The organism is Marinobacter sp. C7, from assembly GCF_022343555.1.
GTDB lineage: Bacteria > Pseudomonadota > Gammaproteobacteria > Pseudomonadales > Oleiphilaceae > Marinobacter.
Genome location: NZ_JAKQZH010000002.1, coordinates 618,672 through 645,020 on the forward strand (window position 1 = coordinate 618,672; position 26,349 = coordinate 645,020).

Annotated in this window: 22 protein-coding genes; 15 read left to right on the forward strand and 7 right to left on the reverse strand. The window is 59.1% G+C overall.

Going from position 1 to position 26,349, the window contains the following annotated elements:
* Positions 1-119: 119 nt before the first annotated feature.
* The 3 genes from MD273_RS12690 to MD273_RS12700 all read left to right on the forward strand — a co-directional run bounded on the left by MD273_RS12690 (position 120) and on the right by MD273_RS12700 (position 4,183).
* Entirely contained in the window at positions 120-1,232 is a 1,113-nt protein-coding gene (locus MD273_RS12690) for an S-(hydroxymethyl)glutathione dehydrogenase/class III alcohol dehydrogenase (protein ID WP_239038154.1), read from the forward strand.
* Between the two features lie 203 nt (positions 1,233-1,435).
* On the forward strand, positions 1,436-3,124 hold the full coding sequence (locus MD273_RS12695) for an arylsulfatase (protein ID WP_239038155.1): 1,689 nt from the start codon (positions 1,436-1,438) through the stop codon (positions 3,122-3,124).
* Between the two features lie 33 nt (positions 3,125-3,157).
* On the forward strand, positions 3,158-4,183 hold the full coding sequence (locus tag MD273_RS12700) for a porin (RefSeq protein ID WP_239038156.1): 1,026 nt from the start codon (positions 3,158-3,160) through the stop codon (positions 4,181-4,183).
* Positions 4,184-4,230: 47 nt separating this feature from the next.
* Here MD273_RS12700 and MD273_RS12705 read toward each other — a convergent pair whose 3' ends face one another.
* Entirely contained in the window at positions 4,231-5,196 is a 966-nt protein-coding gene (locus MD273_RS12705; RefSeq protein WP_239038157.1) for an AraC family transcriptional regulator, read from the reverse strand.
* A 201-nt stretch (positions 5,197-5,397) separates the two neighbouring features.
* Between MD273_RS12705 and MD273_RS12710 the strand changes: the two genes are divergently transcribed.
* Positions 5,398-7,476, forward strand: coding sequence for a tetratricopeptide repeat protein (locus MD273_RS12710; RefSeq protein ID WP_239038158.1), 2,079 nt, complete (start codon positions 5,398-5,400; stop codon positions 7,474-7,476).
* Positions 7,477-7,497: 21 nt separating this feature from the next.
* On the opposite strand, the gene MD273_RS12715 is transcribed toward MD273_RS12710, so the two are convergent.
* From MD273_RS12715 to MD273_RS12740, 6 genes are all read right to left on the reverse strand, one after another.
* A complete protein-coding gene (locus MD273_RS12715) occupies positions 7,498-8,097 on the reverse strand; it encodes an antibiotic biosynthesis monooxygenase (RefSeq protein WP_239038159.1) in 600 nt (199 codons plus the stop codon).
* Between the two features lie 74 nt (positions 8,098-8,171).
* On the reverse strand, positions 8,172-9,500 hold the full coding sequence (locus MD273_RS12720) for a DUF1329 domain-containing protein (RefSeq protein ID WP_239038160.1): 1,329 nt from the start codon (positions 9,498-9,500) through the stop codon (positions 8,172-8,174).
* 14 nt (positions 9,501-9,514) lie between these two features.
* Positions 9,515-11,434 (reverse strand): DUF1302 family protein, encoded by a 1,920-nt coding sequence (locus tag MD273_RS12725; protein ID WP_239038161.1) that lies wholly within the window; start codon positions 11,432-11,434, stop codon positions 9,515-9,517.
* A 39-nt stretch (positions 11,435-11,473) separates the two neighbouring features.
* The gene (locus MD273_RS12730; protein ID WP_239038162.1) at positions 11,474-13,939 is read right to left on the reverse strand and encodes an efflux RND transporter permease subunit; all 2,466 of its coding nucleotides are present in this window, start codon (positions 13,937-13,939) and stop codon (positions 11,474-11,476) included.
* Positions 13,940-13,941: 2 nt separating this feature from the next.
* Positions 13,942-14,943 (reverse strand): WD40/YVTN/BNR-like repeat-containing protein, encoded by a 1,002-nt coding sequence (locus MD273_RS12735; RefSeq protein WP_239038163.1) that lies wholly within the window; start codon positions 14,941-14,943, stop codon positions 13,942-13,944.
* Positions 14,944-15,192: 249 nt separating this feature from the next.
* The gene (locus MD273_RS12740; protein ID WP_239038164.1) at positions 15,193-16,902 is read right to left on the reverse strand and encodes a sigma-54-dependent Fis family transcriptional regulator; all 1,710 of its coding nucleotides are present in this window, start codon (positions 16,900-16,902) and stop codon (positions 15,193-15,195) included.
* Between the two features lie 366 nt (positions 16,903-17,268).
* On the opposite strand from MD273_RS12740, the gene MD273_RS12745 reads away from it, so the two are divergent.
* The 11 genes from MD273_RS12745 (at position 17,269) to dmpE (ending at position 26,326) form a co-directional block, all read left to right on the forward strand.
* The gene (locus MD273_RS12745; RefSeq protein ID WP_239038165.1) at positions 17,269-17,529 is read left to right on the forward strand and encodes a phenol hydroxylase subunit; all 261 of its coding nucleotides are present in this window, start codon (positions 17,269-17,271) and stop codon (positions 17,527-17,529) included.
* Between the two features lie 50 nt (positions 17,530-17,579).
* Positions 17,580-18,581 carry an aromatic/alkene monooxygenase hydroxylase subunit beta gene (locus MD273_RS12750; protein ID WP_239038166.1) on the forward strand — a complete coding sequence of 334 codons (1,002 nt, stop codon included), beginning with the start codon at positions 17,580-17,582 and terminating at the stop codon, positions 18,579-18,581.
* Complete coding sequence (locus tag MD273_RS12755) at positions 18,578-18,847, forward strand: MmoB/DmpM family protein (RefSeq protein ID WP_113861812.1); 270 nt, start codon at positions 18,578-18,580, stop codon at positions 18,845-18,847. The genes MD273_RS12750 and MD273_RS12755 overlap by 4 nt, the downstream gene beginning before the upstream one ends.
* A gap of 14 nt (positions 18,848-18,861) precedes the next feature.
* On the forward strand, positions 18,862-20,409 hold the full coding sequence (locus MD273_RS12760; RefSeq protein WP_239038167.1) for an aromatic/alkene/methane monooxygenase hydroxylase/oxygenase subunit alpha: 1,548 nt from the start codon (positions 18,862-18,864) through the stop codon (positions 20,407-20,409).
* Positions 20,410-20,475: 66 nt separating this feature from the next.
* The gene (locus MD273_RS12765) at positions 20,476-20,835 is read left to right on the forward strand and encodes a phenol hydroxylase subunit P4 (protein ID WP_113861810.1); all 360 of its coding nucleotides are present in this window, start codon (positions 20,476-20,478) and stop codon (positions 20,833-20,835) included.
* Between the two features lie 10 nt (positions 20,836-20,845).
* Positions 20,846-21,907, forward strand: a complete 1,062-nt coding sequence (locus MD273_RS12770; RefSeq protein ID WP_113861809.1) for an NADH:ubiquinone reductase (Na(+)-transporting) subunit F — start codon at positions 20,846-20,848, stop codon at positions 21,905-21,907.
* A 14-nt stretch (positions 21,908-21,921) separates the two neighbouring features.
* Entirely contained in the window at positions 21,922-22,251 is a 330-nt protein-coding gene (locus MD273_RS12775; protein WP_239038168.1) for a 2Fe-2S iron-sulfur cluster-binding protein, read from the forward strand.
* 5 nt (positions 22,252-22,256) lie between these two features.
* Entirely contained in the window at positions 22,257-23,180 is a 924-nt protein-coding gene (locus tag MD273_RS12780; protein ID WP_239038169.1) for a catechol 2,3-dioxygenase, read from the forward strand.
* A 32-nt stretch (positions 23,181-23,212) separates the two neighbouring features.
* Positions 23,213-24,673: a 2-hydroxymuconic semialdehyde dehydrogenase gene (locus MD273_RS12785; protein WP_239038170.1), complete on the forward strand. Its 1,461-nt coding sequence runs from the start codon at positions 23,213-23,215 to the stop codon at positions 24,671-24,673.
* Between the two features lie 7 nt (positions 24,674-24,680).
* The gene (locus MD273_RS12790; protein ID WP_113861806.1) at positions 24,681-25,541 is read left to right on the forward strand and encodes an alpha/beta fold hydrolase; all 861 of its coding nucleotides are present in this window, start codon (positions 24,681-24,683) and stop codon (positions 25,539-25,541) included.
* Complete coding sequence (gene dmpE / locus MD273_RS12795) at positions 25,541-26,326, forward strand: 2-oxopent-4-enoate hydratase (protein WP_239038171.1); 786 nt, start codon at positions 25,541-25,543, stop codon at positions 26,324-26,326. Before MD273_RS12790 ends, dmpE begins: the two co-directional genes overlap by 1 nt.
* Positions 26,327-26,349: the final 23 nt, after the last annotated feature.

A 26,349-nucleotide genomic window follows, 5' to 3' on the forward strand; every position in this document is an offset into this window, starting at 1 on the left:
CGTAGTTCCCTCCCTTACGGTGCAATGTCCCGTAATTACGGTCACTGCGTCAAACGGGATTGGCCCTGCCAGGAATGGTGCTAAAGTAAGTTGACTCAACCGGAACAAGGAGCCCGGAAATGATCAAGTCCCGCGCCGCGGTGGCCTTTGAAGCCAACAAGCCGCTTGAAATTGTTGAAGTGGATGTCGAGCCACCCAAAGAGGGCGAGGTTCTGGTGCGCATCGTGGCGACCGGTGTTTGCCACACCGACGCATACACCCTGTCCGGAGCCGACCCCGAAGGCCTGTTCCCGACCATTCTGGGGCACGAGGGTGGTGGTATCGTCGAGGCGGTCGGTCCAGGAGTGAAGGATCTTCAGGTTGGTGATCACGTGATCCCGCTCTACACCGCCGAATGCGGCAAGTGCAAATTCTGCACCTCCGGCAAGACCAACCTGTGCGGCGCCGTACGCGAGACCCAGGGCAAAGGCGTGATGCCCGACGGCACCTCCCGCTTCTCCTACAAGGGCCAGCCGCTGTACCACTACATGGGCTGCTCCACCTTCTCCGAATACACCGTGTTGCCGGAAATCTCCCTGGCCAAAATCCCCAGGGAAGCCCCGCTGGACAAGGTCTGCCTGCTTGGTTGTGGCGTCACCACCGGTATCGGTGCGGTGCTGAACACTGCCAAGGTTGAAGAGGGCGCGACGGTGGCCATCTTCGGTCTCGGTGGCATCGGCCTGGCGGCGATCATCGGCGCCAAGATGGCGAAGGCCGGCCGCATCATCGGTGTCGACATCAACCCGGGCAAGTTCGACATCGCCAAACAGCTGGGCGCCACCGACGTGGTGAACCCTAACGACTACGACAAGCCAATCCAGGAAGTGATCATCGAGATGACCGACGGCGGTGCCGACTACACCTTCGAGTGTGTGGGCAACGTCAAGCTGATGCGCGCCGCGCTCGAGGCCTGCCACAAGGGCTGGGGTGAATCGACCATCATCGGCGTGGCCGGTGCCGGCGAGGAAATCAGCACCCGCCCGTTTCAGCTGGTCACCGGCCGGGTCTGGCGCGGTTCCGCCTTCGGCGGCGTGAAGGGCCGCACCGAGCTGCCGTCCTACGTGGAAAAGGCGGAGAAGGGCGAGATCCCGCTGGATGTTTTCATTACCCACGAGATGAAGCTGGAAGACATCAACAAAGCCTTTGACCTGATGCATGAGGGTAAGAGCATCCGGTCGGTGATTCATTTCTGAGTCTGAGGGAAACTCCCCGGTCGCGTTTACGGCCGGGGAATAACAGACAGGCCTCCTACCAGTACTGTCGACCCCGCCCTCCTCACTTTGTTGCGCAAATATGACAAAGCCTGCGCATACGGGATAACCCCTACTTACTCGCTCTCAGCAGAATGGTTCCCACCACACAGGTGGCACAACAACAAGCTGACTGAGGGCATAGTATGTACAAAAACAATGCACTGCTTCGTCGGTTGGGTATGGCTCTGGGGCTGATGGCAGCCTCCACACTGGCTTCCGGAAGCCAGGATGAAAAACCCAACTTTCTTCTGATCGTGGCCGATGACCTCGGCTATTCGGACATCGGCGCGTTCGGCGGCGAAATCGAAACGCCGACCCTCGATGCCTTGGCGGATGAAGGCATCCGCATGACCAACTTCCACACCGCACCGACCTGTTCTCCCACCCGCTCCATGCTGTTGTCGGGTACCGACAACCACCAGGCAGGCATTGGCAACATGGCCGAATTGCTGACGGCGGAGCAGAAAGGCAAACCGGGCTATGAAGGTTATCTGAATGATCTGGTGGCCACCCTGCCGGAAGTCCTGCGTGACAATGGTTACAGCACATCAATTGCCGGTAAGTGGCACCTGGGCCGAACCGAAGAGCTGAGCCCGGCTGCCCGCGGTTTTGATCATTCCTGGGTGCTTGTGCAGGGGGGTGCCAGCCACTTTGATGACGGTCGCGCCATCATCGGGGTAGACCCGAAAGCGATCTACCTTGAGGACGGCAAGCAGGTTGAGGTCCCGGAAGGTTTCTTCTCCTCGGATTTCTATGCCGACAAGGTGATTTCCTACATTGACGCTGCCGGCGACAAACCCTTCTTCAGTTTTCTCGCCTTTACCGCGCCGCACTGGCCGCTGCAGGCACCCGACTCCTACATCAACAAGTACGAAGGCCGTTACGACGAGGGCTATGAAGCCATCCGTCAGCAACGCCTCGGCAAGATGAAGGAAATGGGCTTGGTGGGCCACGAGTTGGCGGCCAACGTGCCTTTTGACGAGTTGCCCAGCTGGGATGAATTGACGGACGAACAGCGCAAGATCGAGGCGCGCAAGATGGAAGTCTACGCCGCCATGGTCGACAACATGGACGACAACATCGGTCGCGTTCTTGCCCACCTGGAGAAAACCGGTGAACTCGACAATACCGTGGTGCTGTTCATGTCTGACAACGGCGCTGATGGCAACAGCCCTGAGGTACTGCCGAAGAACAAGGAGTGGATCGCCAATGAATACGATAACAGCTACGACAACATTGGCCGGCCCGATTCCTACATCTGGTATGGCCCGCAGTGGGGTCAGGTGAGCGCTACGCCTTGGCCAATGTGGAAAGGGTACCCGGCTCAGGGAGGGCTGGTTGTGCCTGCCATTCTCAACCTGCCGGGTGACGAGGCCGGTGGCGAGATCAGCCACGAGTTCTTCCATGTGATGGATGTCATGCCTACCTTCCTTGAGCTGGCGGGTATCGAGCAGCCGACCAGCCCCTATAACGGGCGCGACATCTTCGAGATCCAGGGTGTTTCCATGCTGCCGGGCCTGAATGGCAATGGCCCCGAGGATCGCGTGGTTGGCTGGGAGTTGTTTGGACGCTCTGCTGTGCGCATGGGTGACTGGAAAATTCGACTGCTGGAAGATCCCTACGGCCCGGGCCAGTGGCAACTGTTCGACCTGGCCAACGACCCGACCGAAACCACCGATCTGTCCGAGCAAGAGCCGGAAAAGCTGAAAGAGCTGCTGGCTGAATGGGACAACTATATCCGTCGGAATGGCGTCTTTCCGGCCGATCCTGCGGACATGCGGAAAGTCGGTTACAGCTTCACCACCTGCCTGTATGGCGAGTGTGTCGAGTAAGTCAAAACCAACTTTCCAGGCAGGAGATCGATGATGAAACTGATCAAAACTTTTCTGGCTGCTGCGGTTTCCGCGGCAGTCGCAACGCCGGCGCTGGCGGTCGAGCTGGACAAACCCGACTTCTATGGCTTCCTGAGTGCCGGGGCGCTGAAAGTCGAGGGTGAGGATGCTGAGGCGGATGCCTTTGAAATAGAACTCGGACTGCAGGGCAAGGTCGCTCTGGAAGAAAAACTCAACCTCAACTATGCCGTCGAGGTGGATCTGGCCGGCGCTGCCAACAGCGCTGACGATCCCTCGACCGGGCGTGACGGTGAAGCCGATATCCACGTGAAAGAGGCCAAGTTCTGGTTGCCCACCCGGTACGGTATGTTTGTGGTGGCGCCGCGGGGCACCAGTGGCCAGTGGCGAGATATCTATGGCCCGATCAATCATTACGAATACAACGAATCCCACGCCGATCTGAACCCGGATGGCATCTTTGCCCAGCCGGACCGGACCTCGGGCACCTTCGCCTATCACACCCCCTGGTTCCTGAACACCAAGCTGGTGGTGGCGGCGATCACCCTGAACGACAGCAACGATGAGAATGTTGATGGCCGTTCGATGCGGCTGGTGCACAGAAGCGGCAACCTCGGCGTGGCCATCGGGACCACGCTGCTGATGCAAAATCAGCTGCCGCCCTTTGCGACCGATGATTATCTGATCACTGCGGCGGGCGCCAGCTACAGGATCGGCGGGCTCACGCTCGGGGCGACCTGGGAGAATAACCGTAACGCGCCCTATCCCCTCGACCCTGAGGGCAAGGCGGATTATGACGCCTACGGTGTTTCAGCCTATTACCAGGCGGATAATGGCGCCGGGATCGCACTCGGGTTCAAGGAAAAGAACCATGATTACGATGCGGCCGATAATTCGGTGTACACCCTGAAAGTCGAACAGCGGGTCACCCCGGCGGTGAAGGTCTGGGCGGAAACCGGCCAGTATGATGAGCCGGCAGTTGTCGGGGGCGAGAAAGTCGTGGACACCAACTACGCCGTGGGCTTCAACGTAAGATTCTGACTCTGAAAGCGTCTTGCCCGGCTCAGTTCGCCTGAGACCGGGCCTTTTTATTGGAAGAGAACCCGGCTTTTACGTCGCTGGCGAACGGTCTCGGACGGAAGCTCGCCAAACGCCTCCTGATAGTGTCGGGTAAAGTGGCTCAGATGCTGAAAGCCGAAAGCAAAGGCTGCATCTCCCACGCTGATGTCAGCATTGGAACGCAACAGATCCCGAACCCCTTTGAGCTTGTGGCACAGAATGTATTTTGCCGGTGTGGTGTTGAGGTAGGTGCGGAACCCGGATTCCAGCGAGCGCCGACTGCTGCCGGACACCTGCAACAGATCAGCCACGGAGATGGGCTCCCGGAGATGGGCCTGTATCCATTCGGTCGCCAGTCGCACCCTGGCTGGCAGAATCGTCGGGCTGATTCGGGATGCCTGCAGGATCCGGTTCGAGAAATGCGTCAGTAAGAGGCTCTGCCACTGTTTCTGAAGGGCGGGATCCAGGTTTCCCTGACAAATTTCGTGTTGCTGCGCGATGCATTCAATGCCCTGGCGGATCAGGCGGGCATCCTGGTCATCCGGTGCCAGTACGGCGGAAGTTTTTCCCAGCACTTCCAGACATGGAATGCCAAGGTGATCCACAAGCGCCTGACGGGACAGGTTGATCACCACCGAGCGGGTGGTTTTTTCCCAGATCAGGTCCGCCTGTTGCCCCGGGGCGATCAGCAGAAGTCCACCGGCTTTAATGTCGGTTTTACTGGTTTTGCAGTGAATGCAGCCAGCCAGTACCAGAATGGCATGAAAGGTGGTTTGAGGTTCCGACTGGATGTGTACCTTTTCCGACCAGCGAGCACCGAACAGGGTGGAACGGTCCAGGGGTTGCCAGGTCAGGATGTTCTCGGTGCGGCCGCCTGCGGAGACCGGTGAAACTTCCCGGTCGTCAATCCGGGAATTGATAAAGTGTCGGGCCTCCTCAAAATCGGGCGATTGCACACCGACATTGTTGAGAAACGGAACGTTGTGTTGATTCATGGCAGCATCGTTATTGTTGTCAGCATTGCCAGGAGTCGCTTCCTGTGCCTGGATAAAAACAAGCAATTGCCAGGCCATACCGTGCAAAAACGGGCCGGGTCTTGCAGGTAAAACAGTGAGAACACTTTCGCCCGCTGAAAGAGCGATACCGGCTTTACGATCTGGTCAAATTTCTGGAATTATGGCCTGGAATTGAATGATATGGTCAACTATTTTCTGAGCGCTTTTGCAAGCTTTGCGCTATTGCTGGCCAGCACGGAGGTCGCCCTCGCCGATGTCTCCGGCTGCGCGGGCTGTCATGCTTCCGAGGTGCGCCAGTGGTCCCGTTCCCAGCATGCCGCAGCAATGGCACCGGCCACCCCGGACACGGTGGCGGGGAACTTTTCAAAGGGCCGGTATGCAGACAGCGATGTCCAGGCAAGCTTCCGGCGTGAAGACGACGGGTTTGTTATCCGTGTGAACGAAGGCGGAAACACCCGGGAGTGGCAGGTCAGATACACCTTTGGCGTTTACCCGCTTCAGCAGTATCTGGTTGCTGTCGGTAGTGGCCGTCTGCAGGCCTTCAATATCGCCTGGGATACGAGACCGGAGTCCGAAGGCGGGCAGCGCTGGTTCCGGCTGGATGCCCCGGATCAGAATCATCCCGGCGATGCGCTGCATTGGACCGGTGTTTACCAGAACTGGAACAATCAATGTGCGGATTGCCATTCCACCGGGCTGAAGCGCAACTACAATGCAGAATCGGACAGCTATGACACTCGCTGGCAACAGGTTTCCGTCGGTTGTGCGGCGTGCCATGAGAGCGCGGAAGAGCATGCGCAGGCAGCCCGTGAAGGCGAGTCTCTGGCCCCGGGTGTCGAGCTTGCCGCCATGGGCGCGTGGCTGGTCAGCCAGGGCGCACAACCGCCCAGGCATGAGGGACCGGAATCCAGCCCGAGTCAGGTGGTGAGCTGTGGTCGTTGCCATTCACTGCGGACCAGCCTGACTGACCGTGGCGCTGGTCAGGTCCATGATCAGTACAGCCTGAGCCGCCTGGACCAGCCGCTTTACTATCCCGATGGCCGGGTTCGCGAAGAAGTGTTTGTGCTGGGCTCCTTTGAGCAGAGCAAGATGTTCCAGGCCGGCGTGGTCTGCAGCGATTGCCACAACCCCCACACCGGTAAGCTCAAAGCCCAAGGCAATGCTGTCTGTACCCAGTGTCATAACGCCGGGGACTTTGACACCCCCGAACATCACCGGCATACCGCGGGCAATGAAGGGGCGCAGTGTGTGAACTGCCATATGCCCGAAAGCACGTTCATGAAGATCGACGACCGCCGCGAACACAGTTTCACGCTACCGAGGCCCGATATCTCGACAGCCAGCGGCAGCCCGGATGTGTGCCTGGCTTGCCATACCGATCAAGACCGTGACTGGTCGATCGCGACGGTGAGTGGCTGGTTCCCGGAACTCTATGAGCAGGAAACCTGGTACCAGATTCAGCAGCGCCCAGCTTCGGGCATCATGGAATACCTGCAGAATACCAACGAACCCGCGCTGCGCAGGGCCACCTTGCTGGAACAGCGGGGCCAATGGCTGGCTCAGGAACAGCCGGCCCTGCTTGCGAACCTGGCGGCCAGTGACGACGCCGTCATTCGGGAAAGCGCGTTCCGGGTGCTCCGGCACGGTTCGGCCGATCATGCCCGGAAGTTGGGTGAGGCGGGGCTGAGGGACAGGTCACTGGCGGTGCGGATCGCTGCGTTCGAGTCCCTGACCTGGCTCGGGGTTGAACTGGATTCCGGGGATTGGGCCAGGGCACGTGGCGAGTATGAGCACTTTCTCGACATGCAGTCCGACCTGCCGTCGGGGCTTGTGCTGAAAGCCCGCTACCTGCTTGCGCGTGATTTTGTCTACAAGGCCGAAAAAGCGCTGGAGAGGGCTTTGAACAAGGACCCGGGCTATGCCCCTGCCACCATTCTTCTGACCGATATCCTGAGATCCGGCGGTCGCAACCTGGAGGCAATCGATGCCATCAACCGTACTCTGGAGAAAACTCCGGAGGAGGCAGGCCTCATTCACTTACGTGGCCTGATCAATCTGAAGCTGAAACGCTATAGCTCGGCTCTGGAGGATCTCGAACAGGCCGTGGTCCTGGCGCCCGATCAGTGGCTGTTCGGTTACCGCTATGCCGTGGCCCTGTTCCAGCTTCAACAGCGGGACAAAGCCCGGGAGGTGACAAGCGCACTGCTGCAGCGTTTCCCGGATAACCCAAGGTTGAAGGCGCTGATGAATCACCTGTGACTGGGCTTGCCTTCGAAGGGGTCAACGGCTGTTTCGGCGGTGATCCGGGAACAGCCAGAATCTGAACCACCGGGTCATCCTGGGCATCAATACATAACTCATCAACACCATCACCACTGCAGTGACAAGCAGTGTGCGCACCAGAAGCGGTATCTGTGCCAGCAGGTCTCCGAACAGCACGAACACCAGAGTCACGGCGGGATAAAGCGCCAGCCAGCTGACCAGGGTCATCTTCCACTTGGGTGGTGGCTGCACCGGGTTCTGGCCTGGCAGGGTGAACCAGGTAACGATGCCCGAGGTGACTTCCCGTTCGCTGGGCTGTACCAGCAAGCTTTCAATCTGTTCCAGCAGTTCCGCACGTTCCTCCGATTCTTCCCAGGCGGTCAGCGTTTCCCGGTCGCGGAACTTGAAGACAATGCGGTACTCGGGATCGTCCGGGGAGGATGGCCGGAACATGGTGGCCCCGAGGTAGCCCGGGAAATTCGCTGCCCGTTCGGTCATCTGGCTGCTGAGCTGCTCGAATGCGCGCTGCTCTCCTTTTCTCACCCTTCGTGACACAACGACCGTCAGCGGCTCCTGGCTCTGATCCCTTGCGGTTGAAGTGGTTTCTGCTACTGACATGTTTTTCTTCCTCATGATCCAAAAAAGGGGCCCGCGAAAGCGGGCCCAATAGAGGAGCAACAATGAATGGCAGATCAGCTGCCGGTGGCGCGCAGGTATTGCACGTTGAACATGTTGGTCGGCGTCAGCTCCGGATCGACCTGACCCTTGAACTGGCCAGTGGTGCAATGGCTGGCCTGGACGTCGATCATGCTGAAGCTGTCGTCAATGGAGACGCCGCTACCCTTGTTCTTGGGCAGATGGTGGTCCGGATGGGCCTGACCGATGGTGAAGGTCTTCCACAGGCTGCCCTTGCGATCGTAGGAGACCGTGCGCGGGATGGTGAAGGTCTGTGCATCCATGAAGTGCACACGCTTGGACAACGGGTGGCTTTCGTCGACCGGCACGGATTCCACTTCATACACCTTGCGCAGCTGCCAGGTGATGTTCGGGAAACAGCCGCCCTTGCCGCTGAAGGCCACGACCTGGTAACCGTCATCATCCTGGTGGGTCTCGCTGTCCAGTGTCAGCTCGTTGTGGTTGTAGAACGGCATCAGCATGTACCGGGTGCCCTTGTAGGTCCAGTTCATGTCCGAGATGCGGCCGTTATAGCCTTCGAAGTCCTCGATCATCAGGTCCGAGCCGAGGAAGGCATCGGTGACCTGACCGGTGGCCAGACGACGGACCCGGCGCTGGAAACCCAGGTACAGCCAGGAGTTGTCGCGCTTGAGGTCGTCGGCAGCACGGTGAATCAGCAGCTGGGTGTCCCGCACGTCCGCCGGGTCCAGTACCTGAACGTAGATGGCCCGGAACAGGTCAGACGGGTTCGGGGTAATTTCCGGAGTCGGCTCCTGGTTCACCCGGCCCTTGTAGTTCAGGAAGTGGAAGTTGAACTTGATGGTCCGCTCGACATCGCCGGAGTCCATGTCCCGGTACTTCCAGTAGAACGGGTAGATGGCGGCACTGTCGCCCCAGTTGTAGCCGTACTTGTAGTTCCAGGCCAGTTTCTCGCCGGCGCGGGGGTCATCGGCGCTGGGCTCTTGCGGGAACGGACGCCCGGCCTGCCAGCCGTTGATCTCGCCCACCTTGTCACCGAGCGAGACATTACCGAGGGAAACGCGGGTGGCTTCGACGTAATTCGGGTGAAGGTCGAAGGAGGTTGTTTCGCCGACCGTGATCGTGGTCCAGCCCTGCTCGATAAACCGGTAGAAGGCGGGATCGATCACCTCCTTGAACTGGGCAACGTTGTCCTGGTTGATCACCATGCCCGGTTGCAGGCCCTCGAACTGCGGGGTTTCGGTCTTGTACGGATAGAACGACTCGGTAATGACCGCTTCCTCTGCGAAGGTCGCCGTGGCCATCATGCCGGCTGTGCAGCCGGCGATCAGTGTGCGCGTCAGGGTATTCATCTTGTTGTGTTTCATGGTTTACCTCGTGATCAGAAGCTGTAGCGAACGGTCAGCTGGACTTCGTCTTCTTCCTGGGCCATGCCAATCGGTCCGGACTGGAAGCGGCCAAGGGGTTCATAGCCGGACAGGCCCGCGGATTCACCCGGCTGGTGGTTCACGACACCGGGCGTCTGGGTGAACGGATCCCAGGGGTTACAGGAACGGCAGTCGTCGAATTTCCGGGCACCGTCACCCACCTTGATGTTGGCGCCGGCGGTCAGCTTGAGGTTGTCGGTGACAATCCAGTCGACGCTCGGGGCCAGCGTGGTGGCCTGGGCACGGAAATCATGAGCGGTGATCAGTTTCGGGGTCAGACGGTTGTTCATGTAGAAGCCCTGAATCAGCAGGGTGCCAATCCAGTTGTGTTCCCAGTCGGGAATGCCGGCTTCGCCATAGGTCCGCTGCTCACGTTCGTGATCAAGAATGTGCTGACCAAAGATCTGGCCGGAGAACAGGAACGACTGGTTTTCGTTCAGGAACGGGATGAAGATGTTCTTGTCCGCGCCGATGACGTAACGCAGCACGTCAGACTCGGAATAGAGTCTTTCCCGCAGGGTATTGGCAAATTCCTCACCGGAGGTGTAGGCGGTTTCGAACCGGAACACCGTGTCGATGCCCTGGGAGTAGTAATCCAGGGAGCCGCCCACCAGGTTGACCCTTGGGAAGTGGATGTCGAACGCGATCAGTGAGGGCCAGACGGCGGTTTCACTGGTGAACGCGTTTTCGGCCGGGATTCCGCCACGCAGTGACGGCAGCTGGGACCGGTAGGTCAGGGCGTTCAGGGAGAAGCCCAGATCGCCGTAGACGCCTTCCAGTTTCAGACCGAGCTGGGTGTTGGACAGTTTCCAGCTGGGCAGGTTGGCCCGGCGGATACCGATCTGGCCCGGGCCGAAGTCGGTTGCCAGACCGCCGTCCGGGGTGGCGCCGGCAAAGTTGGCCACGGTGCCGCCGTTCTCCCACAGGTTGTTCATGCCGCGGAAGAAACAGCCGGCATCGAGGATCACGTTGGGCTGGCCACACTGGCCGATGTCGTGGGGCCGGAACTCATCGAAGTTCCACACCACCTGGAAGTTGAGATCGTCAAACGCGAATCCCTCGAAGACTTCCGTCGGGCCCATGCGGTAATCCGTTTTCAGGATCCACATGGGAATCCGGATGTCTTCCAGTTCGTCATAGATGTTGTTGCGGGAATAATCCACGGGGTTGATCACATCCAGCACCCGGAACAGGTCCGTCCGGCCCCAGATCACCTGCTGTTTACCCAGGCGGGTGCTCAGTACGTTACCGCTGTCGAAGTTCAGGTCGAAATCGACATAGAGCTCGCGGATGAAATCCAGGTGGTCGTTGAATTCCTGGAACCGGAGTTCGTCCTCGTCCTTGTCCAGGTAATCGTCGATACAGCCGCGGCTGTCGACATCACAGGGGCGGACCGGCACACCGAAGGCGACGCCGTTATCCTGGGGGTGCAGGTGCTCACCAAGAACCACCATGCCGTCGTTGGGGTTCTCGGTGATGTCAAAGCCCAGCTCGGTACCGGGGACAACCAGACCGCCGCCATGGGGTACGGATCCCTGGGCCAGATCCTGGAGCTGGATGGGGCCGCCGGCCTCACTGCCGTATTCGTCCTCGTTGAGATCGTAGACACCGTCGTAGGTGCCCCGGAGCGTGGCATTCACGGAGACGTTGCTGAAAATGCCTACGTCGCCATAACGCTTTTCCCCTTCCAGTTGAACGGTGTTGCGGAATTTCGACAGTCCGACACCGTCGCGTGCATACGTCGCGTTCTCGTAGAAGCCGTTGATCCTGGCATCTTCTGCAGCAACAGCCTGTGACAGCGGAGCCAGGGTGAGCCCGGTGGCGCCCGTGAGGGCGGCACACCAGAGGCTCAGGCCTTTTATTTTTGTTTGCATGGCAGATCCTCGTTTAAGTTGTGGTGGAGGACGCCCGGGTCAGACCCGGGACGTCGCTCCGGCTACGTATCCGTCACCTTCCAGCGTGTTGCTGGCGGGCGATGGAGTCGGTTCAGGGCGTGGACGATCGGCATGGAGGATGCCGTCTTCGTCGGCGTAGACGTTGGTAATGAAACGGGGCTTGAAGACCAGCACCCAGGATGGCACCAGCAGCATCGCGGCGATGCCGTTGATCACGATCATCACGCACAGCAGCATCGCCGCGTCGGACTGGAAGCGCAGATCGGAGAAGATCACCCACATGATGATTCCGGCCATCAGGGTCAGGGCGGTGAAGCTGATCGCCATGCCGGTGGTGGCGATGGCCCGGCGTACGGCCTCGCGCAGCTCTCCACACTTGGCCATTTCCTCGCGGATCCGGTCCATCATGTAGATCGAATAGTCGATCCCGACACCGATACCGACGGCAATGACCGGTACCGTATTGATGTCGATGCTCAGGCCATAGAGCCCCATGTAGGCGTAGGTCAGGGTGGTGGCGAACAGCATCGCCAGCAGCATCATCAGGCCCGCGTGCCAGGAGGTGTAGAACAGCATCACGAAGGCAAAGATGAGCAGGAAAACCAGCGGCAGCACGATCAGGTTGGTGTCGAAAGCCGACTCGTTCATCGCGGCAGCGACGCCGAGGGTGCCCCCGGCCAACCGGATGGTCAGGCCTTCGACGTCGTTGCCATGCTCGGCAATCCATTGCTTGGCCATGTGGATGGCCCGGCGAATGGTTTCCCCCTGACGGTCCTTGTAGAAGAACACCAGGTTGGCAACACGGTCGTCGGTGTCGTTGAACTCGTCCAGGGCGCCGGGGATCGGGCTGGACGCCATGTAGGTGAACATCAGGCCGCCGACATAGCGCTCGTCGTGGGGGATCTGGTACCAGCGCGGATCGTCATTGTGCATCAGGCGATTCACCTGCTTGACCAGATCCGGCAGGCCCTTGCTGCCGCCGACGGCCGGGTCACCCAGCATATGGGCCTGGAAATCGGCCAGCGCCTTCAGGACCTCCGGCCGTTTCAGGCCGCCTTTCTCGTCGGTTTCCGCAATCACATACAGTTCTTCGGAACCGGGGAAACGGTCATTCACCACGCGGGAAGAGATGTTGTAGTCGTGGTCGGGGTAGAGAATGGGGGATCCGGGTTCGGAATCGCCGATCTGGACATTCGAGGCTGCCAGAACTCCCGCGCCCATGACGATGGCCGCCGCCACGAGAACCACTCGGGCGCGGCCGGGGCGGGTCACGGTCCGGGAGCAGCTGCTGCCGATGTAACGCAATGCGGTTTCCCGCATCTCGGCGTTCTTCGGAGTCGGCAGGATGGACAGCAGCAGCGGGACACCGATCAGCACGGTGAAGACCACGGTGATCGCCCACAGGGAGGCGTAGATGCCCAGGTGGGTATTCAGCGGAATCGAACCGATGGCGATCAGTGACAGACCGATGGCATCGGAGACCACACCCAGTGAGCCCGGGCGGAACAGACTGTCAAAGGTGGCTTTGGCGGCCTTCGGACCTTCGCCCAGGATGCGGGTCTCGGCGTAGTAGCGCTCCACCAGTTGAACGCCGTGACTCATGGCTCTGGCAGCGATCAAAAAGGGGATCACCAGCCCGAGTGGGTCCAGGTTGTACCCGAGCAGACTGATGATCCCAAGCCCCCAGATCGTGGAGATCAGGACGCCGCCAAGCGGTATGAGCACGCCATAAGCCTTGCGGAAGTGAAAGACCAGCAGCGCGAGCATGGCAAGTACGGTGAAGATGAAAATCTGCAGGATCTGGTCCATGTAGGTATAGGCCCAGCCCACCAGCACCGGCTGGCCGGTGGCGTAGATAGTGACACCGTCGTGGGCCTCCTGCTGGCGCAGTTCCTGCAGCTGGGCGAAGGTCTCTGCGTAATCGAGCTTGCCCTCGATCAGCTGGGCCTTGACCAGTGCCATTCTGAAATCCGGAGAAACCAGTGGTCCGTAAACCCGGGGGTTGGCGGCAACGGCGGCTTTCATTTCCGCCAGGGCCTGCTCGGAGTATTCGCCCTGGGTGGAGTCGTAGTAGGGCTCGGAATTGATGCTGCCTACCTCGGTCAGCCAGATTTCCCGGGAGTTGCGGTGAGTGACACTGGCCACCAGGTTGTGGTTGACCCCGGGCAGGTTGTCGACGGCCTGGGTGACCCGGTCGATGGTGGCCAGGTTCTCGTTGGAGAAGATGTCGCCTTCGGCGAATTCAACCCCGACCACCAGGACATTGGCGCCGCCAAAGTCGTCCTTGATGCTGTTGTGGAGCTCGATGTAGGGATGCTGCTGTGGCAGCAGGTCCGCGAAGTCCGTGTAGATCTTCAGCCCCGGAATCCGCAGGGCGAAGAACAACGTGAGCAGTGCGATGAGCGTCAGTACTTTCCTCGGATTCCTGAATATCCAGAGTTCCAGCAGGTGCAGGAAATGCGTGAAGCGATGCAGTCCGGCCATGATCAGTTTCCTCGGTTGTTACTGGCCACGTTGGCCACGGGAATGTCGAGATGAAGAAGCAGCCCTCGTCCACCGGCAACCAGTAGTTGACGGTTCCTGAGGACAACGCCGTCGCGCAGGTACAGGGGCTGATTGGGCGTCTCCAGGCTTGTCCAGTGGTCGTTCTGGAGTGTGAGGACCGTGGCGTTGTCGCCGAGCGCGAACAGGGCACCGTCAGCATCGATAAAACCGAACACCGGCATGCTCGTGTCCGTGGCCTGGCGGTCCCAGCTCTCGCCGCCATCCGTGGTGTGATAGATGAAGCCGTTAAGGCCCCCCACCCATCCCTCGTCGGAAGACTCGAAGTGGGCGGAGTGGGGGTAGAATTCCTCCGGCAGGTAGCCGGCGTAATCCCAGGTCTGGCCGCCGTCCCGGGTTCTCAGAACCAGGCCGTATTCCCCGGTGGCAATGGCGGTGTCAGTGTCCAGGAACTGGAGATTGGTCAGGATGGCATCTTCGTTCAGGGTGGTTTCATTCCAGGTTGCGCCCTGGTCAAACGAACTCTGGAGCGTGGTGAAGCTGCCGCCTGTCCACCAGGAACCGTCAGGCGCACAGGTCGCGGTCATCATCTGTTCCCGGCTGGGCAGATCGTGGGGTGTCCAGTCGGTACCGGCCGGGTTCCCGTGCCAGAGTCGGTTGTCGAAGGTCAGTGCAATGAAACTTCCGTCCGGACAGGTATCCAGGGACAGGAAGCTTTCGCTGGTGGATACGGAGATCCGTTGCCAGTCCTGACCGTCATTCCGACTGACCAGCAGCGCGCCGGAATTACCGGCCATGGCAACCACCTGATCGTTCTGCGCCAGGGATTGAAAGAAGTCGGTGCGCTGAATGGCCTGCTGGGACTGCTCCCTGACAGCTTCAAGATTCAGCGGTGCTTCACATCCGGTCAGCAACATCGCGGACAGGCCGGCGATGGCAATCGAAGGGGGGAATATGCCGCGAGGGCACTCCGAAGCGTATGGCATGTTATGTCACCGTCTTTGTTTTTGTGGATAAAGCGACTGACGGTGACTCAGCAACCGCTGTGCCATGACGGCTAAAGTGCTTTCAAGCTACTGAAAAATAATGCCTAAATCGGAGTTTTGAGCATTTGATCAATGCTTTGATGGGAGCAGGAAAGTGGTTTGATTTTTATCAAATCGTTAACTGGGTGGAGGGGTTGTCGATTTGATCAAGGAGGAGGGAGGGACATCCATGTCCCGGGATTTCAGGCCTCAGGTTTCGGCCAGGATTCCGGATTTCTTCAGTCGGTAAGCCAACGCCGGGCGTGTCAGCCCAAGGATGCGCGCTGCCTTGGACACGTTCTGGTTCGCCCGTTCCATGGCTTCGCGCATGAGCGTCTCTTCGACTTCCTCAAGACTGATGTTTGCGCCGAGGATATGTTCAGACCAGTGCCCTGTGGCGCTGCTTTCCGGTCCGCCGGTGGTGACCTTGCCGCCCGGATCCACGCAGTCGGTGGGTGAACTCTCTGTCGTAGGCGGGGAGACTACGAACAGCGCTTCCTGGCTGATGGTTTCGTTGTTGTCGGTGAGAATCACGCCACGCTCGATGACATTCTCCAGCTCCCTGATGTTGCCGGGCCAGTGATATCTCAGACACAGGTCCAGGGCCTTGTCGGACAGGCCAAGTGTCCGTTTGTCATACTCTGAATGGAATTTGCCGAGGAAATGCTCGATCAATACCGGCAGGTCCTCCAGCCGTTCCCGCAGCGGAGGGATCTTCACCGGGAAGACATTGAGTCGGTAGAACAGGTCGGCCCGGAACCTGCCTTCTTCGACAGCTTGCTCAAGGCTTTCGTTGGTGGCGGCAATAACCCGGACGTTGACCTTGCGTGTCCGGTTGTCGCCAACCCGCTCCAGTTCACCTTCCTGCAGAACCCTCAGGAGCGTGGCCTGGGCCCTGGGCGTAAGCTCGATCACCTCATCCAGGAAAATCGTGCCGCCGTTGGCGCGCTCGAAACGCCCCTCCCGGGATTGATTGGCGCCGGTATAGGCGCCTTTTTCGACCCCGAACAGTTCTGCCTCGATGAGATCCGGCGGAATGGCTGCACAGTTCACCGCGACGAAAGGACTTTCCGCGCGCTCGCTCCGAAGATGGACGCTGCGGGCAATGACTTCCTTGCCGACCCCGGTTTCACCCAGGAGCAGGACGGAAACCTTGCCCTGGGCGGCCTTGTCGATCATCTTGCAGACCTTGTTGTAGGCGGCGGACTGGCCGATGCCGTAGTACTGGCCTTGCTGTTTCTGCAGGCTGCTGCGCAGGGAGCTCAGCTGGGCCTGCAGGTCATATAGTTCTTCAATGATCGGGTCGGCCCTGAAATAGCGGGCAAATTCCTCGGCGTCGTCCCACTGTTCCGCCGGTTTGCCCTCAATGATGCACTTTTCATCACCGCAACCGCGGCAGCTGATCTCCCGGAAAATGATTTCCCGGCCCATGAACGAGGACGTGTAGGCACAGGCGTAGCCAAGCAGTGCCCAACAGACGGGCTCATCCATCTGGCCAAGCTCGGTCTGGCAGATCTCGACCTCGAAGGAATCGATCCACTCCAGCTTGCCATAGAATTCCCCGGTTTCCTGGTCAATATCGATTTCCAGCGGAATCACCTTGACCATGCCTTTGAGGGAATGGAGCTGGGGGCCGGCAAGAAAGATGTCCAGTTCGTCACAGTGAGGTCGCAGTTTGCGGGCCAGTTCGGCATCCCGGACCCCGGATTGGTAACCAAGCCTGAGGAAGAACCCCTTGGCCCTTTCCACGCCCATGCTGTTCACCATCTCCCGGCGGAACGCCGCCATGGCATTCAGGTGCATGAGCAGCATTCGTTGCTCGCCGAACCAGATTTTGCCTTCCGTGCTCTGAAACCGGATCTGTTCCGTAAGATCCCGGAAATCCACGTAATTCAACTGTGGCTTGTAGGTAACGGCCATGGGGATGTCCCTGTTGTAGTTGTAGTGGGACGGCTCTGTTGGAGCTCGTTTTCGGTTGTTGGCTCTTTATATAACACCTGATGAAAGTCAAAAATCAACCAAATGATAAAATTTTTTGTTCAGAAAGTGGCCAGTCCAGGCCTTCTCAGCATTTGCTTACGCGAGTGATGAAAATTGATTATTTGATAAAAAATGCCCGCCTCTTTTTTCCTTCCCCGCTCTCCTTCCGGAAAGCCCTCGACCCAAAGACTGCTAGAAAAAACATTTAAAAACAGTGATCTGAAAACTCTTTCCTGATCCTGAGGCCAATCTGGCACAGCCGTTGCTCCACCCCTTGCAGCCAACAACAAACACAAGGGGCAAACAATGACCTCTCCGACTGACATCAAAACCTTCGACGAATTGACCCGATACATCCGGGTCCGCAGCGAGCCGGATGAGAAGTTCGTTGAATTCGACTTTGCCATTGGCTACCCGGAACTGTTCGTCGAGCTTGTGCTGCCTCGCGAGGCCTTCGAACTCTTCTGCAAGCACAACAAAGTTGTCCACATGGACTCCGACATGATCCGCGAGATTGACGAAGACATGGTCAAGTGGCGGTTCGGGGAGCGGGGACAGCGTTACTAGGCAACACCCATCAACCTCCACGTTCACAACAACAAGACGGTTAAGTTGATATGAGCATCGAAATCAAGACCAACTCGGTGGAACCTATCCGCCAGACCTACGGCCACATTGCCCGTCGTTTCGGCGACAAGCCGGCCTCGCGTTACCAGGAGGCCAGCTACGACCTTGAGGCCAAGACCAACTTCCACTACCGCCCGCTGTGGGATTCCGAGCACGGACTCAACGATCCGAACCGCACCGCCATCCGCATGGAAGACTGGTATGCGGTGACCGATCCACGTCAGTTCTACTACGGCGCCTACGTGGGCAACCGCGCCAAGATGCAGGAAGCGGCCGAGACCAGTTTTGGCTTCTGCGAAAAGCGCAACCTGCTGGGCCGACTGCCCGAGGAAACCCAGAAGCAGCTGCTACGCCTGTTGGTTCCGCTTCGTCACGTCGAGCTCGGAGCCAACATGAACAACAGCAAGGCTGCCGGTGACGCCACCGCCACGACCGTCGCCCAGATGCATATCTATCAGGCCATGGACCGCCTCGGCATCGGCCAGTACCTGTCCCGGATCGCGCTGATGATCGACGGCAGTACCGGTACCAGTCTGGACGAGTCCAAGGGCTACTGGATGGACGATGCACTCTGGCAGCCGCTGCGCAAGCTGGTGGAAGACACCCTGGTCATGCAGGACTGGTTTGAGCTGAGCCTGGTCCAGAACGTTCTGATGGACGGCCTGCTCTACCCGCTGGTCTACGAAAAGATGGATCAGTGGCTGGGCGAACAGGATGCCGAAGACGTCTCCATGCTCACCGAGTTCATGCGCGACTGGTACAAGGAATCCCTGCGCTGGACCAACGCCATGATGAAAGCGGTGGCCGCTGACAGCGAAGCCAATCGCGAGCTGCTGCAGACCTGGATCGATCACTGGGAGCCGCGGGTTTACGACGCACTCAAGCCTCTGGCAGAAGCCAGCACCGGTATTGAAGCCCTGGACGAAACCCGGGCCCAACTCGCCACCCGTCTCAAGAAATTCGGTCTTAACAGCCAGGGAGTATCCGCATGAGCCAGCTCGTATTCATTGCCTTCCAGGACAACGACAACGCCCGCTACCTGGTGGACGCCATTGCCGAGGACAACCCGGAAGCGGAGGTTCAGCACCAGCCCGCGATGATCCGGATCCAGGCGGAGAAACGCCTGGTGATCAACCGGGAAACCATGGAAGAAAAGCTCGGTCGCGACTGGGACGTGCAGGAGATGCTGATCGATGTGATCAGTATCGGCGGCAACGTCGATGAAGACGACGACCACTTCATTCTTCAGTGGAACTGATTGGGAGACATACCATGCCTGTTAAAAACAAGAAGCTTAATCTCAAAGACAAGTACCAGTACCTGACCCGGGATATGGCCTGGGAGCCCAGCTACCAGAAGAAAGAGGACATCTTTCCGAACGAATCGTTCGAAGGCATCAAGATCACCGACTGGTCCCAGTGGGAAGACCCATTCCGTCTGACCATGGATGCTTACTGGAAATACCAGGCCGAGAAAGAGAAGAAGCTGTATGCGATCTTCGATGCGTTTGCCCAGAACAACGGCCACCAGAATATCTCGGATGCCCGTTATGTGAATGCCCTGAAACTGTTCCTGACCGGCGTATCTCCTCTGGAGCACGCTGCGTTCCAGGGCTATGCCCGCGTTGGCCGGGACTTCAGCGGCGCCGGCGCCCGGGTGGCGTGTCAGATGCAGGCGATCGACGAGCTGCGTCACTCGCAGACCCAGCAGCACGCGATGAGCCACTACAACAAGCACTTCAACGGCCTGCATGATGCTGCTCACATGCACGACCGGGTGTGGTTCCTGTCCGTACCGAAGTCGTTCTTTGACGACGCGCGTACCGCCGGCCCGTTCGAGTTCCTGACCGCTATCTCGTTCTCGTTCGAGTATGTACTGACCAATCTGCTGTTCGTACCGTTCATGTCAGGTGCCGCCTACAACGGTGATATGGCCACCGTGACCTTCGGTTTCTCGGCCCAGTCCGACGAAGCGCGCCACATGACCCTGGGGCTTGAAGTCATCAAGTTCATCCTGGAGCAGCACGAGGACAACGTACCCATCGTGCAGCGCTGGATCGACAAGTGGTTCTGGCGTGGTTTCCGCCTGCTGAGTCTGGTGGGAATGATGATGGATTACATGCTGCCGAACCGGGTCATGTCCTGGGCGGAGGCCTGGGAGGTGTACTACGAGCAGAATGGTGGTGCCCTGTTCAAGGATCTGGAGCGTTACGGCATCCGTCCGCCCAAGTACCAGGACGTGGCCAATGACGCCAAGAACCATGTCAGCCACCAGGCCTGGGCCACCTTCTACCAGTACGGCCATGCGACCAACTTCCACACCTGGATGCCGGAAAAGGACGAACTGGACTGGCTGTCCCAGAAGTACCCGGAAACTTTCGACAAATACTATCGCCCCCGCTTCGAGTACTGGGCGAAGGAACACGCGGAAGGTCGCCGTTTCTACAACAACACCCTGCCGCAGCTGTGCCAGGTGTGCCAGATCCCGACCATCTTCACCGAGAAAGATGATCCGACTGTCCTGAGTCACCGCCAGATTGTCCACGAGGGCGAGCGCTATCACTTCTGCTCGGACGGCTGCTGCGACATCTTCAAGGACGAACCGGAGAAGTACGTTCAGGCCTGGTTGCCCGTGCACCAGATCTACCAGGGCAACTGCGAAGGTGGGGACGTCGAGACCGTGGTGTCGAAGTACTACCACATCAATATCGGCGAGGACAATTTCGAGTACATCGGGTCCCCGGACCACAAGCGCTGGTTGTCCATCAAGGGCAAGCAGAGTGATGACAAAGAAAGCGGTTCCAGCCAGGACGCCGCCTGATCCGGGATTCATCCGGAGCCTCAGGGCTCCGGATGCTTCACCCACAAAAACAACAAGGTGACCATCATGAGTGTAAATGCCTTATACGACTACAAATTCGAACCGAGAGACAAGGTCGAGAACTTCCACGGCATGCAGCTGCTGTATGTCTACTGGCCGCATCACCTGATGTACTGCTCCCCCTTTGCCTTTCTGGTTGCGCCGGACATGACCTTCGGCGCGATGATCGAGGAAGTGCTGAAGCCGGCGGTGTCGGCCCATCCGGATGCCGCGAAAGCCGATTTCCTCGGCGCCACGTGGCAGTTGAATGGCGAATCATTCATCCCCGATGCCAATGCCACCCTCAAGGACAGCGGCATTGATCACAAGAGCATGCTGACCGTCACCACCAAAGGGCTGGACGGCATCGCCGGCACCGCATCCTGAGGGCACTGTCATGAGTCACACCGTAACCATCGAGCCGATTGGCGAGCAGATTGAGGTGGAGGATGGCCAGACCATTCTCCAGGCGGCTCTCCGCCAGGGCGTCTGGCTGCCCTTTGCGTGCGGCCATGGCACCTGTGCCACCTGCAAGGTCCAGGTGCTGGAGGGTGATGTCGAAGTTGGCGATGCATCGCCGTTCGCCCTGATGGATGTGGAACGGGACGAAGGCAAAGTCCTTGCCTGCTGCGCCACGGTCGAGAGCGACGTCACCATCGAAGCGGACATTGATGTAGACCCGGACTTCGAGGGCTACCCGGTCGAGGATTATGAAGCAACGGTCACCGATATCGTTGATCTGTCACCGACCATCAAGGGTGTGCACCTGAAGCTGGATCGGCCGATGACTTTCCAGGCCGGCCAGTACATCAACATTGAACTGCCTGGCGTGGATGGGCCGCGGGCTTTCTCGCTGGCCAATCCGCCGAGCAAGGCCGATGAAGTGGAGTTGCACGTGCGTCTGGTACCGGGCGGTGCCGCCACCACGTACATCCACGAGCAACTGAAGAACGGCGAGAAGCTGAATCTGTCCGGCCCCTACGGTCAGTTCTTCGTTCGCAGCTCCCAGCCAGGGGATCTGATCTTCATCGCCGGCGGTTCGGGGCTCTCCAGCCCGCAATCCATGATCCTCGATCTGCTGGAGCAGAACGACGAGCGCAAGATCACCCTGTTCCAGGGCGCCCGGAACCAGGCCGAACTCTATAACCGGGAGTTGTTCGAGGCCCTGGACCGGGATCACGACAACTTCACCTACGTACCGGCCTTGAGTGACGCAGCAGACGATGCCGACTGGCAGGGATTCCGGGGCTATGTCCATGAAGCGGCCAAGGAGCATTACGACGGTCGTTTCTCGGGCAACAAGGCCTACATGTGCGGGCCACCTCCCATGATCGATGCTGCCATCACCGCCCTGATGCAGGGTCGGCTGTTCGAGCGGGACATCTTCATGGAGAAATTCCTGACAGCGGCGGATGGCGCGGAAGAAACCCAGCGCTCGGCCCTGTTCAAGAAGATATGACAGGGGAGGCAGTCATGGCCGGATTCCATGTACTGAACCGGACCACCGGAGATCGCTTCACCTGCCAGGATGGCCAGAGTGTGCTCAAGGCCATGGAGCAACTGGGCCTGAAGTGTGTGCCTGTCGGTTGCCGCGGTGGGGGTTGCGGTTACTGCAAGATCAGAGTGCTGGAGGGGGAGTTCGAGTGCGGAAAGATGAGCAAGGTGCATGTTCCCCCCGAAGCTGTTGAAAAGGGGGAAGTGTTGGCCTGCCGGATCTACCCCCTGACGGATTTGACCATAGAGTGCGTGCCCCTTCCTGAGGCCGCACTTGCCAAGCAAACAACAACAAAATCGTTGAGGTAATTGTCATGAAGAAAGGTGTAATGCGCCCCGGCCACGTCCAGATCCGTGTTCTCGATATGGATGAAGCTGTAAAACACTATACGGACCTGCTGGGCATGATCGAAACCGATCGCGACGACCAGGGCCGTGTGTATCTCAAAGCATGGACTGAAGTGGACAAGTTCTCTCTGGTTCTGCGTGAAGCCGACGAGCCAGGCTGTGACTTCATGGCCTTCAAGGTGGTTAATGAAGAGGCTCTGAACCAGCTGGAAAGGGATCTGGTGGAGTATGGCGTCGAGGTTGAGCAGGTACCGGCTGAGGAGCTGAAGGATTGTGGCCGTCGGGTCCGCTTCCAGGTGCCCTCAGGCCATACCTTCGAGTTGTTTGCTGACAAGCAGTACACCGGAAAGTGGGGCCTGTCGAGCGTGAACCCGGAAGCCTGGCCCCGTGGCCTGCAGGGCATGAAGGCCGTTCGTTTTGACCACTGCCTGTTCTATGGCCCGGAGCTGGCCGCCGTATACGACATCTTCGTGAATGTTCTGGGCTTCCACCTTGCCGAGCAGGTGCTGGACCCTGAAGGCACCCGCATTGCCCAGTTCCTCACCGTGTCGATGAAAGAACACGACATTGCCTTCATTCACCATGAAGAGAAAGGCAAGTTCCACCATGCATCGTTCTTCCTGGAAACCTGGGAAGACGTGCTGCGGGCAGCGGATCTGATCTCCATGACCGATACCTCCATTGATATCGGGCCGACCCGCCACGGTCTCACCCATGGCAAGACCATCTACTTCTTTGACCCGTCCGGCAACCGTAACGAGGTGTTCTGTGGCGGCGATTACTTCTACCCGGATCACAAGCCGGTGACCTGGCAGGCTGAACAGCTCGGCAAAGCGATCTTCTATCACGATCGTGTGCTGAACGAACGCTTCCTGACCGTTTTGACCTGATCCCGAACCGATTGAAACAGGACTAAGCAGCAATGAAAGAGATCAAGCACTACATCAACGGCGAGTACGTGGGTTCTGCCAGCGGAAAGCTGTTTGACAACGTCAACCCGGTGAACGGCAAGGTGATCGCCAAGGTTCACGAGGCCGGCCGGGAAGAAGTGGACGCGGCCGTGAAAGCGGCCCGTGCCGCTCTGCGCGGTCCCTGGGGCAAGATGACGCTGGAGGAGCGCACCCGGATTCTGCACAAGGTGGCCGATGGCATCAACGACCGCTTTGACGAGTTTCTGGAGGCGGAGTGCCAGGACACCGGGAAACCGAAGTCCATGGCCAGTCACATCGACATCCCCCGGGGTGCGGCCAACTTCAAGGTATTCGCGGACATGATCAAGAACGTGCCCACCGAATCCTTTGAAATGCCCACTCCGGATGGCACCGGTGCACTGAACTACGCGGTGCGTCGACCCAAAGGTGTCATCGGTGTAATCAGCCCGTGGAACCTGCCTTTGCTGCTGATGACCTGGAAAGTGGGGCCAGCCCTCGCCTGTGGTAACACCGTCGTGGTCAAGCCTTCAGAGGAAACTCCGAGCACCACGGCCTTGTTGGGTGAGGTGATGAAGGACGCCGGCGTACCGGACGGCGTGTACAACGTCGTTCACGGCTTCGGTGGTGATTCCGCCGGCGCCTTCCTGACTGAACACCAGGACGTAGACGGCTTCACCTTTACCGGTGAAACCACCACCGGTGAAATCATCATGAAATCCGCTGCCAAAGGAATCCGGGATATCTCCCTGGAACTGGGTGGCAAGAACGCCGGCCTGGTCTTTGCCGACTGCGACATGGATAAGGCGATCGAAGGCACCATGCGTTCCGCATTCGTGAACTGTGGCCAGGTATGCCTCGGCACCGAGCGTGTCTACGTGGAGCGTTCGATCTTTGATGAGTTCGTGTCGCGCCTGAAGGAAGAGGCGGAAAAACTGCGGATTGGCCCGCCCGATGATGACAAGGCCAACTTTGGCCCCCTGGTCAGCCTCAAGCACCGGGAGAAGGTTCTGTCCTACTACCAGAAAGCGGTTGAGGACGGTGCAACGGTTGTCACCGGCGGTGGTGTCCCGGACATGCCGGAGGAATACGCCGGTGGTGCCTGGGTTCAGCCCACGATCTGGACAGGTCTTTCCGAGGATTCTGCCGTCGTCACCGATGAAATCTTTGGGCCCTGTTGTCATATCTGTCCGTTCGACACTGAGGAAGAAGCGATTGAACTGGCCAACAGGCTCCCCTATGGCCTGGCATCGGCAATCTGGACCGAGAACGTGAGCCGCGCTCACCGTGTGGCCGGTCAGGTTGAAGCCGGCATCATCTGGGTCAACAGCTGGTTCCTCCGTGACTTGCGCACACCCTTTGGTGGCAGCAAGCAGTCAGGTATTGGCCGTGAAGGTGGTGTGCACTCCCTGGAGTTCTACACCGAAATGAAGAACGTCTGCATCAAGCTGTGAGGTAGCCATGAACGCACCTGTAGACAGCCCGGAAATCGGGCGCGAAATCATCGCGGCGGGCTATCGGACCAACGTCCATGACCAGGGTGAAGGTGGTTTCCCGGTGATGATGATCCATGGCTCTGGTCCCGGCGTGACCGCCTGGGCCAACTGGCGCCTGGTCATCCCAGAGCTGGCGAAACACCGCCGTGTGATCGCGCCGGATATGCTCGGCTTTGGTTACAGCGAACGGCCGGAGGACCAGACCTACAACCGGGAACGCTGGGTCAGGCATGCGCTTGGCGTGATGGATGAGCTGGGCCTGGAACAGGTGGATCTGGTGGGCAACTCTTTCGGCGGTGGTCTGGCTCTTGCTCTGGCCATCGAACACCCGGACCGGGTTCGTCGCCTGGTTTTGATGGGTTCGGTTGGCGTCAGCTTCCCGATCACCAAAGGCCTGGATGAGGTCTGGGGTTACGAGGCGTCACTCGAAACCATGCGTCGCCTGATGGATGTATTTGCCTACAACAAAGGCCTGCTGACCGATGAGCTGGCGGAGATGCGCTATCAGGCAAGCATTCGACCCGGTTTCCAGGAGTCCTTCGCAGCCATGTTCCCGGCGCCCCGGCAGCGTTGGGTCGATAACCTGGCGAGCAACGAGGACGATATCCGGGCCTTGCCCCACGAGACCCTGATTCTCCATGGCCGCGAGGATGAGGTGATCCCGCTGGAAGCGTCTTACCGGTTGGCTGAGCTGATTGATCGCGCCCAGCTACACGTGTTCGGCCGCTGTGGCCACTGGACCCAGATTGAACATGCCGACCGGTTTGCCCGGTTGGTCAACGATTTTCTCAATGAAGCCGATCAAGCGGCTGCAGGAGACTCCTGATGGAACAAACACGAATCCAGGCGCTCGGCGACGAGCTCTACCAGGCCATGGTCAAGCGGGAGGCGGTGTCCCCCCTGACCAGCCGGGGCGAAGACATCACCATTGATGACGCCTACCACATTTCCCTGCGCATGCTCGAGCGCCGTCTGGCGGACGGTGCTTCGGTCATCGGCAAGAAGATCGGCGTTACCAGCAAGGCGGTGCAGAACATGCTGAATGTGCACCAGCCGGATTTCGGCTACCTCACCGACGACATGGTGTTCAACAGCGGTGAAGTCATGCCGATCAGTGACCGGCTGATCGCACCCCGTGCCGAGGGCGAGATCGCCTTCATCCTGAAAAAGGATCTGAACGGGCCGGGGATTACCAATGCCGATGTCCTGGCCGCGACCGAGTGTGTGATGCCCTGTTTCGAGATCGTCGATTCCCGAATCCAGGACTGGCAGATCGCCATCCAGGACACCATCGCCGACAACGCCTCCTGCGGACTGTTCGTGCTGGGTGACCAGGCCGTCTCCCCACGCAAGGTGGATCTGGTGACCTGCGGCATGGTGGTGGAGAAGAACGGCAGTGTGATCAGCGCCGGTGCCGGTGCTGCCGCCCTGGGTTCCCCGGTGAACTGTGTGACCTGGCTGGCCAACACGCTGGGCGAATTCGGCATCCCCCTGAAGGCGGGTGAGGTGATTCTCTCCGGCTCGCTGGTACCGCTGGAGCCGGTCAAGGCCGGGGACTACATGCGTGTGGATATCGGTGGCATTGGCAGCGCGTCGGTGCGCTTTGCCTGACCCGGATTGAAGAGGACAAGACT

Bases quoted from the DNA above. Each gene is read 5' to 3' on its own strand.
- MD273_RS12750 (WP_239038166.1), top strand. From the start codon at position 17,580: ATGAGCATCGAAATCAAGACCAACTCGGTGGAACCTATCCGCCAGACC.
- MD273_RS12720 (WP_239038160.1), bottom strand. From the start codon at position 9,500: ATGAAACACAACAAGATGAATACCCTGACGCGCACACTGATCGCCGGC.
- MD273_RS12775 (WP_239038168.1), top strand. From the start codon at position 21,922: ATGGCCGGATTCCATGTACTGAACCGGACCACCGGAGATCGCTTCACC.
- MD273_RS12790 (WP_113861806.1), top strand. From the start codon at position 24,681: ATGAACGCACCTGTAGACAGCCCGGAAATCGGGCGCGAAATCATCGCG.
- MD273_RS12710 (WP_239038158.1), top strand. From the start codon at position 5,398: ATGGTCAACTATTTTCTGAGCGCTTTTGCAAGCTTTGCGCTATTGCTG.
- MD273_RS12690 (WP_239038154.1), top strand. From the start codon at position 120: ATGATCAAGTCCCGCGCCGCGGTGGCCTTTGAAGCCAACAAGCCGCTT.
- MD273_RS12695 (WP_239038155.1), top strand. From the start codon at position 1,436: ATGTACAAAAACAATGCACTGCTTCGTCGGTTGGGTATGGCTCTGGGG.
- MD273_RS12730 (WP_239038162.1), bottom strand. From the start codon at position 13,939: ATGGCCGGACTGCATCGCTTCACGCATTTCCTGCACCTGCTGGAACTC.
- MD273_RS12765 (WP_113861810.1), top strand. From the start codon at position 20,476: ATGAGTGTAAATGCCTTATACGACTACAAATTCGAACCGAGAGACAAG.
- MD273_RS12785 (WP_239038170.1), top strand. From the start codon at position 23,213: ATGAAAGAGATCAAGCACTACATCAACGGCGAGTACGTGGGTTCTGCC.
- MD273_RS12780 (WP_239038169.1), top strand. From the start codon at position 22,257: ATGAAGAAAGGTGTAATGCGCCCCGGCCACGTCCAGATCCGTGTTCTC.
- MD273_RS12755 (WP_113861812.1), top strand. From the start codon at position 18,578: ATGAGCCAGCTCGTATTCATTGCCTTCCAGGACAACGACAACGCCCGC.
- MD273_RS12770 (WP_113861809.1), top strand. From the start codon at position 20,846: ATGAGTCACACCGTAACCATCGAGCCGATTGGCGAGCAGATTGAGGTG.
- MD273_RS12725 (WP_239038161.1), bottom strand. From the start codon at position 11,434: ATGCAAACAAAAATAAAAGGCCTGAGCCTCTGGTGTGCCGCCCTCACG.
- MD273_RS12715 (WP_239038159.1), bottom strand. From the start codon at position 8,097: ATGTCAGTAGCAGAAACCACTTCAACCGCAAGGGATCAGAGCCAGGAG.
- MD273_RS12735 (WP_239038163.1), bottom strand. From the start codon at position 14,943: ATGCCATACGCTTCGGAGTGCCCTCGCGGCATATTCCCCCCTTCGATT.
- MD273_RS12740 (WP_239038164.1), bottom strand. From the start codon at position 16,902: ATGGCCGTTACCTACAAGCCACAGTTGAATTACGTGGATTTCCGGGAT.
- dmpE (WP_239038171.1), top strand. From the start codon at position 25,541: ATGGAACAAACACGAATCCAGGCGCTCGGCGACGAGCTCTACCAGGCC.
- MD273_RS12745 (WP_239038165.1), top strand. From the start codon at position 17,269: ATGACCTCTCCGACTGACATCAAAACCTTCGACGAATTGACCCGATAC.
- MD273_RS12705 (WP_239038157.1), bottom strand. From the start codon at position 5,196: ATGAATCAACACAACGTTCCGTTTCTCAACAATGTCGGTGTGCAATCG.
- MD273_RS12700 (WP_239038156.1), top strand. From the start codon at position 3,158: ATGAAACTGATCAAAACTTTTCTGGCTGCTGCGGTTTCCGCGGCAGTC.
- MD273_RS12760 (WP_239038167.1), top strand. From the start codon at position 18,862: ATGCCTGTTAAAAACAAGAAGCTTAATCTCAAAGACAAGTACCAGTAC.